General features: G+C 40.8%; 7 protein-coding genes and 2 pseudogenes. 1 reads left to right on the top strand and 8 read right to left on the bottom strand.

All coding sequences use genetic code 11. From position 1 onward, the window contains the following. Window positions 1-111: pseudogene (locus LC574_RS16480) on the top strand (CP12 domain-containing protein); the annotation flags it as partial. Between the two features lie 44 nt (window positions 112-155). Here the strand turns inward: LC574_RS16480 and LC574_RS39050 are convergent. The 8 genes and pseudogenes from LC574_RS39050 to LC574_RS16445 all read right to left on the bottom strand — a co-directional run. After that, window positions 156-341: pseudogene (locus LC574_RS39050) on the bottom strand (hypothetical protein); the annotation flags it as partial. 77 nt (window positions 342-418) lie between these two features. After that, window positions 419-1,213, bottom strand: coding sequence for a methyltransferase domain-containing protein (locus LC574_RS16475; RefSeq protein ID WP_229454515.1), 795 nt, complete (start codon window positions 1,211-1,213; stop codon window positions 419-421). Window positions 1,214-1,310: 97 nt separating this feature from the next. Then, window positions 1,311-1,799 (bottom strand): GNAT family N-acetyltransferase, encoded by a 489-nt coding sequence (locus LC574_RS16470; RefSeq protein WP_229454514.1) that lies wholly within the window; start codon window positions 1,797-1,799, stop codon window positions 1,311-1,313. A gap of 50 nt (window positions 1,800-1,849) precedes the next feature. Further along, window positions 1,850-3,367 carry an NAD-dependent succinate-semialdehyde dehydrogenase gene (locus LC574_RS16465; protein ID WP_229454513.1) on the bottom strand — a complete coding sequence of 506 codons (1,518 nt, stop codon included), beginning with the start codon at window positions 3,365-3,367 and terminating at the stop codon, window positions 1,850-1,852. Then, window positions 3,318-4,370 carry a hypothetical protein gene (locus LC574_RS16460; RefSeq protein ID WP_229454512.1) on the bottom strand — a complete coding sequence of 351 codons (1,053 nt, stop codon included), beginning with the start codon at window positions 4,368-4,370 and terminating at the stop codon, window positions 3,318-3,320. The genes LC574_RS16465 and LC574_RS16460 overlap by 50 nt, the downstream gene beginning before the upstream one ends. 952 nt (window positions 4,371-5,322) lie before the next feature. After that, entirely contained in the window at window positions 5,323-5,601 is a 279-nt protein-coding gene (locus LC574_RS16455) for a hypothetical protein (protein WP_229454511.1), read from the bottom strand. Window positions 5,602-5,820: 219 nt separating this feature from the next. Beyond that, window positions 5,821-6,576, bottom strand: coding sequence for an SDR family NAD(P)-dependent oxidoreductase (locus tag LC574_RS16450; protein WP_229454510.1), 756 nt, complete (start codon window positions 6,574-6,576; stop codon window positions 5,821-5,823). A 126-nt stretch (window positions 6,577-6,702) separates the two neighbouring features. Further along, a complete protein-coding gene (locus tag LC574_RS16445; RefSeq protein WP_229454509.1) occupies window positions 6,703-7,761 on the bottom strand; it encodes a hypothetical protein in 1,059 nt (352 codons plus the stop codon). Window positions 7,762-7,936: the final 175 nt, after the last annotated feature.

Here is a 7,936-nt window from a genome sequence, read left to right as displayed (position 1 = left end):
GCTGCTTGGGATGCAGTAGAAGAATTGCAAGCCGAAGCTTCCCACAAGCGCCAAAGCAAGCCAAAAAACTCTCTAGAACAGTATTGTGATGACAACCCAGATGCAATTGAGATTAGTGAGAAAGATTTGAAAATTAATGCCCAATTTAAAATCAGCGATACACCACTAAGTAGAGTCAGCGTTAGTACTCGTAAAGTTAAATTTGGTTGCTGAAAATATCCTTTAAAATAGCAGAATAAACTTAAGAAAATTGCTCCGAATATACAGCGGTAAAATACAACATTAAAAACTGCTTGATGTGACTCCTTAAAAAACACACCAACTGTTCCCGACACAAGCATAGCAACAGTCAGTTCACTAGTTCCAGTATAAAAACTTCCCTTGTTCATATTTAAATAAAACTAAAAATATTTTGATTTTACTTGTACCCCCAAACCTGGAATAATCTAGCAAAGACTATAATACTTTGTTGATTTTCGATAAATTGACTTAGCTCTGCCAAAAGACAATCTACCTCCTTTTGTGAGGCAAGCTTCTCTGAAACAATTGCTTCTTTAATATTGAGTAATGTTAGTTGAGGAATTATTTTTTCTGAGAGTTTTGTAAATATTGGTTGTACTAAATTAACTTGAATATTTTTAAACCCTGAATCTCTAAGAATTTTAGGAACCTTAGCTCCTAAATCGACATTTCCACCCCTGCGGTCAATCACTTGGCGGTGTAGTTCAAGATATCTCGTAAAAGCTTGGGATTCTGGATAACAGTAATATCCAGAAAAATCTGTTTCTTCAACTATAGCAACTCCTCCAGGTTTTAAAGCATGATACATTTTTGTAGTTACTATTCCGGGATTCGTTAAATGTGCTAGTAAAAAACGGGAATAAGTCAAATCGTATTGCGATCGCTCATCAATATCAAAAGCATTTAATGCTCTAAATTCAATATTCGGAAATTGCTGTTTAAATTCTTCTTGAACTAACTGGATAATACTACTATCCATATCGATGCCGATGACTTTACCTTTTGCACCGATTAATTTTGCTATCTCTATAGTTACATCACCACCTCCACATCCTACGTCAAGACAGTTCATTCCTTCACTGATTCCAACGTTTTTCAAAAGATTGAGTGTAGTTTCTTGCACAACTTCTGCTAGGATTTTTAGGCGGTCTTTACCCTTTTGACCTCCAGAAATAACATAATTACTTTTCATGGCATTGTCTTCTTATTATGTCATTAATATCTTTAATCAGCCCTGATTTTCGCCTCTGCGTCAGATAAAAACTTATGCATTTCTAATATGAATTACTTTAACTTGAAAATGCAAAACCATACATTTGAGTTTTATTAACATCATTCATTTGGCGTGTATCAAGTTGAGTAAAACCAAACTTTTTATAAAGACTATGACCTTGGGTAAATTGAGTAAAAGACCATAGCTCTATATGATTTTTCCCTTGTTCTTGTGCCCAATCAACCGCAGTTTCAAGTAATTGGTAGCCTAAACCAAGACCTCGAAAATCACGTTTAAGATAAAGCCTGACAATTTCTGCTTCTGAAGATTTGATTATTTTGACACCTACAGTCCCAATAATTTCATCTTTGACTAATAAAACAAAGAAAGCAGCAGATTTTTGATTGTAGGTTTTATCAAAATCTAAAATATCTGGTATTTCTTGAGAAACTTCAAATATCAGACCATGCTCAATGTAAACCTCGTGCATAATATTGATTATGCTAGGAACATCATTATGAGTGGCTAAACGAATTTGTGAATTAAAAGTTGTTTTTGCTGACATAGATAGCTACGCTCCTCTTCATTATTGTTGGGTAAACAAGTTTATTAAGGTTAAGATAAGACCTTTTGACTGAGCAACTTGAGGTTAAGAAAAGCTTCGAGTCCTTCAGTTCCACCTTCATATCCATACCCACTGTCCTTAATACCTCCCACTGGCGCATTAGGAGGCACTCCACTTAGTTGATTAATACCAACACTACCTACCTCTAAAGCCCTAGCGGCGGCTTCTGCTACTACAGGCGAACTGCTAAACACGTAAGCTGCAAGTCCATAAGGATTACTATTTGCTCGATGAATTGCTTCGTCAAAGTCAGCAAAAGGCGCAACGGTAATGACCGGCCCGAATGGTTCTTCATTCATAATGGCTGCATCCTCTGGAACTTCAGTAAGTACTGTAGGCAAAAAGAAATATCCTGGTCTTGGCAGCCTTTTTCCTCCAGTCACTACACACCCGCCTTTAGCTACTGCATCAGCAACTAAGCGTTCCATTGCTGCTATGCGACGGGGGTTTGCCATTGGTCCCATGTCAGTGTTCTCCTCCATGCCATCACCGACGCGAATATTTTGTACAAGTTCTGTGAACCGTTTGAGGAATGGTTCATAAAGGGTTTCATCCACATAAATTCGGCTAGGTGCATTGCAACTTTGACCGGAGCCTTTAAACTTGTAAAGTGCGATCGCTTCGGCAGCAGCATCAACATCTGCATCTGCAAAAACGATCGCTGGGGCATGACCGCCAAGTTCTAGAGTGCAGCGTACTAGATTATCTGTGGCTAGCTTTGCCAGTTGTTTACCGACTGCTGTCGAACCAGTGAAAGAAAGCTTCTTAATAATTGGCGAAGCGAGAAGGTGTTTAGAAATCGCTGGTGGATCGCCAAAAACTAAATTGATTACGCCAGGTGGCAATCCGGCATCAATTAATGCCGTTGCGATCGCCACAGCCGAACTTGGTGTTTCTTCCGCAGCTTTGAGAATTATTGTACAGCCAGCAGCAAGTGCTGGTGCTATTTTTCGGGCAGAAACAACCGCAGGATAGTTCCACGGTGTAAAGGCAGCGACAACACCAATTGGTTCAGGTACGATAAACCTGCGATAGTCGCTCTCAGGAAAACTACGGTACTCTAAAATTCGTTCTGCTTCTTTAGCATTCCAAGCAATAGTTTCGGCTGCTCGGATCAATTCTTGGCGAGATTCCCTTAGTGGCTTGCCTTGTTCGCAAGTAAGCAAGAGTGCCGCAGTATCAACACGTTCATAGAGTAATGTTGCTGCTCGCTCTAGTATCTTCACACGAGTACTAACTGGTGTATCACGCCAAGTTAGAAAGCTTTTTTTGGCAGCAGCGAGGGCGAGATCAAGATCGGTTTGACTTGCATAAGCTACCCATCCTATTACCTGTTCGTTAGCTGGATCGATTAATTCTCCAAAGCGATTATCACTGCCATTACACCAGTTGCCGTCAATTAACAAACCAAACTCTTGATTCATGGCTGAATTCTGAATTCTGCATTCTTCTTTTGTATTACCTTGTTGCTGAAAGCGTTGCTGCCTTGCCAACAAGTGCCTCTCCATTGCGACCCAGTACTTGGGTATCTGGGCAGAGCAGGATCAATGCATATTGAGTATAAGGTGTCAAACCGATTCCTAAATGGAACACCCCATTACTGCCACCGTAGGTTTCGTTCATCCCAAAATTCCCAGGTAGGAGTTCGTGAGCGGTATTAATGCCAAACCCCATTTCCCAAATAATCCGGTAACGGGAATCTAACATGAACATTTTATTGAGCATATCAACTGCTGGTTGAGCTTCTGGATGAGATGCCCGTAATTCTGTAATCAGACCGTTGTTAACGGTAGCAATGACTGCGCGATCGCGCATACACTCAAGCCCTTTGTAAATTCGCGCCCGATCTTCAGGTAAAAAGGAAACTGCTCCTGAGTGGACTGTAGGCTGACCTTGCAATGCAATCTCACCGTTCACTGCTAATCTGAGGTTGGCGTTAAATCGCATGATGTCATCGGGTAGGGCGCTGAGTTCCCCTGCTGGGGCAATTTGTTGCTCTCCCCATTCGATAAATCCTGCCTGTTGGTTCCACTCATAGCTCTCATCTAGGTGTTCAAAGATTGCTTTAGTACCTTGAGTCTCGTTGACAATTTCCAGATACTCACTACTCCTTCCCAAATCGAAGAAGCGATCGGCAAACGCTTCTAGTTTTTCAGGATCGGTGCGCTCCATGATTCCCAAAAAATGCTGAATCGCTAATAATGGCGTTGGTGTGGAATTGCAAGGCATGACGACTAACTTGCGCTGTCCCAGTTTTTCGGGTGCAGGAGACTCAAAGAAGTATTGCGGAGAAATGACAAGAACGTGGGCTGGCTCAGGAATACTTTCGTCAAACAACTGTTCAAGCGATCGCTCTGCATCATAAGGCACAATTTTTGTAGAAGTATAGCCGCTATCTTCTACAATTTGGAACTGGTTTACTAAAGAGGAGTTGGTAACAAGGCAGAAATGAACATCTTTGCTAGACCCAAATTGACGAAGGCGTTGTGGACGGATGAGTATAGTTTCCATTTTGATAATATCCTTAAATACAAAATGTTGATTCTTTACAGAACTTACTTAAAAACAACCTGAAATCCTATATTTAGTAATTTTTACTATATCTGTACCCAAATCGGTAATTGTATCTGAACGTTGATTTGTTTTGAAAAATTACTACTTCATAATATACAAACTTTTGCTCTAAAAAAGTGCTTATTTTTTAATAAATAGGAGGGTTAAATCCCCCCTATTTACTCGGCTGATCTGCAAATAAATTACACTTTTTAGAACTCAGACTTGTTAAAAATTCTGAATTGTTGAGGCTTCTTAAAAAAACCTCTGACAAATGCAATTTAAATGCTAGTTAGCTAATCCAAAAAGATTAACCTAACAATGTGCCAAGGTAACGACCGTTCTTGTTTACTTTCTTCATAGTTATTTCTCCATTCTGGTTAATGTTTGTCTGCTTGTACAAGCTAAATAGACAATACAACTAATTTTTGAAAAATACAAGCCTTTTAAACAGGTTTTTTAACCTTTTTTAAATAGATAAAAATCAATTTTTTGGCAACAAAAATAGAACGATTTTTACACAGCAGCAAAAATCATTAATACACTGTGTTATCTCGTTTAAGCAATGAATAAAATATTTTTTGTGTATTTTCAGTAACTAGTTAAAAATTTCATTTATGTCACCAATTACTTCTTTTAAAAAACACAAACAATTGCTAATTTTTTGCCTTTTTCTCTTATTCAAAGAGTTTTCTTGAGCTAATACAGATATATAACAGCTACTGTTCGCTACAGCGGTCTTCATCCTATTTTGATTAATAACGTAGCTGAACAAACTGAAAGTCCGCATTACAAACCAATGCTGATCAATTATCTGTGCGCTATATACTGCACTAAGACTTGAATAAAGGTGCGTGTAAGGGCAAGTCCAAGTCTAAAAACATTAATACCTCTGATTTAGATAAGCTAATTAGGACTGAGAATTCTGTTCTTCAATCGAAACGACTGGTGTCCAAGCTCGTAAACGTCGTTCTTGTCGTGATTGCATAGTCTCTCCATCGTAGTCTACAGTTACCGAATCTTGAGAGACTAAATGAGCGCAATCTAGGGCGTTGACATTGATGGTGGCAAAAGACTGCTGCGTTTCAGGCTGCATGAGAGCAGCAACGTAAACGCCGCAGCAACCGCAAATTAGGAAATCGGCTGTATGCATACCAAAGCGATAACGAATAACTTGCTCAGGATTCATAATTTGAATTTGCAAGTTTCCATTGGGATCTGAGGTACTACGTGTGCCGTGCTTCCGACAGAAAGAACAAGCGCACGTCCGGACAGCTAATTGGTTTGGAGTCTGTGTGCTGTTAAATATAAGTTTGAGGTTGCCACAGTGACATCCACCTCGAAGCGGAAAGTGTTGACTATCCATCTAACTTTCATCCCTATACTTGCTCTCAGGAGCCTGCAATCCTCAACGGACGTAACTCGCCCCGTTGACATCAATAGTAGCGCCTGTCACATGACGTGCCAAATCTGAGGCTAGAAAAATCACGACATTAGCAACATCTTGTGGCATTGCCATCTCCCCCAGTGGTGTCTGGGAGATAGCATCTGACTCACCATAGCTAGCAAAGTACTCGGCGTTGAGTTCTGTACGAACAAATCCGGGAGCGATCGCATAAACTAGGATATTCTTATCGGCAAATCCACGAGCAATTGTACGAGACAGAGCAAGCATTCCTCCTTTCGATGCTGCGTAGTGCGTATAGTCAGGCAAGTCACCCCGAAATCCTGCTCTGCTGGCAATGTTAATAATCTTTCCACCACCTCGCTGTTTAAAGTGATGGATAGCCTCACGACACAGGGATGCCGGAGCAACTAGGTTAATATTGAGTGTACGTATCCAAGAGGTATGCCAGTCCTCAAAATCACCCTCTATAAATGCTTTTTCATACACTCCTGCATTGTTTACAAGTACATCAATGCGATCTCGCCAGTCAGTTGCACGCTCCCATAGATATGGGACAGCCGTGACATCAGCGAGATCGCAAACGACTATGTGACAGCGCTCTGAGCCTAAATCAGCTTGTAAAACATCAAGTTGTTCTGCAAGTACATCGTTGGCTACTACATAACCACCCGCAGCCACAACAGCGCGTGCAGATGCCTCGCCTATACCACGAGCCGCTCCTGTAATTAATACTACTTTTCCTGTGAGGTCAATCATAGTTACTCTCCCCAAAGTCTAGACAACATAGCAAGCTTTGTCAAAATAACTCGTAATTGATAATGACGCTCTCTACGAGACGCTGCGCGAACGGCGTCATTACGAATTACGAATTAGTAATTTGGCTCATCTAGTAACAGCACTAGTGAGTTCTGGAGTACCGAGAAGCAGCTTTTTATCCTTTCCATATACCCGAATACCCGGACAAATCAAATCGAGATGGTACTGTGTGTAAGGTGTTAAACCAAGCCCAAAGTGCAATGCTCCTCTAGTACCACCGTAAACTTCGTTCATCGCATAATTACCCCACAGCAAATCGAGTGAGGTATTGATCGCAAAACCTAACTCCCAAATAGTCAAATATCGGGAATCAATAGCACCCATCGCTTTGAGCATCTCTGCTGCTGGTTCTACATCCGGGTGAGTGGGATGCAAATCCGTTACAACACCTTGCTCTACCTTCCCAATCAGCGCGTGATCCTTCATCTGTCGCAACTGACTGAAAATACGTGCTTGATCGTCCCGTAAGAAAGACGGTTCACCACTATGTAAAATCGGTAGTCCTCGAAATGCAATCTCACCATTGATTGCAAGGTATAGATTAGGATTAAACTCCCAAATATCAGCAGGTAAAACACTAATTTCTCCTGATGGCGCAATCTGTTGTTCGCCCCACTCTAAAGGCCCAGCTTGCAAATTCCATTCGTATTTGTCGTCAAGGTGGTCAAATATGGCGCGAGTTCCATACTCTTCATCTACAATTTCCAAGCGATCGCTTTTTTGTCCTAACTCAAAAAAACGCTCGGCAAACTCTGCTTGAGCATACGGATCGGTTCGCTCAATCACACCAAGAAAGTGCTTGATAGCTTCTAATGGTGTTGGTGTAGAATTGCAAGCCATCGCCATCAATTTGCGTTTATCCCCCAATACCTCTGGATTGGGAGAACGGAAGAAACAGTTTGGTGAAACTACAAAAATATGCGAGTTTTCCGGAATTTCATTTTGTAGTATTGCTTCAAATGACCCTTCCTGGTCATAGGTAACTGTTCGATAGTCTGTATAAGAACCACTTTTCTCAATCAAGAATTGATCAACAATATCTATGTTAGTCACCAAACAAAAAGTACAATCTTCTGACGGGCCAAACTGACGGTAACAACCAGGTTTAATGGTAATAAGCTCCATAAATCACCTCTTTTTTTTAAACAACGGTTATAGTTTCTTGCCCAACGCCTGTAGTATGCGATGTTTTGCTAAATCTGTTGATATGTGAAGAATGCAAAGTAGCCGATCTGCTGGAGTCAGATTGTTTTGGAAATAGTGTCCTACGTCAGCTTTCTTTGTTGTTGGTAGCGAGGGG

Source organism: Nostoc sp. CHAB 5715 (genome assembly GCF_020829685.1).
GTDB lineage: Bacteria > Cyanobacteriota > Cyanobacteriia > Cyanobacteriales > Nostocaceae > Nostoc.
This window is presented reverse-complemented; position numbering and strand designations above follow the sequence as displayed.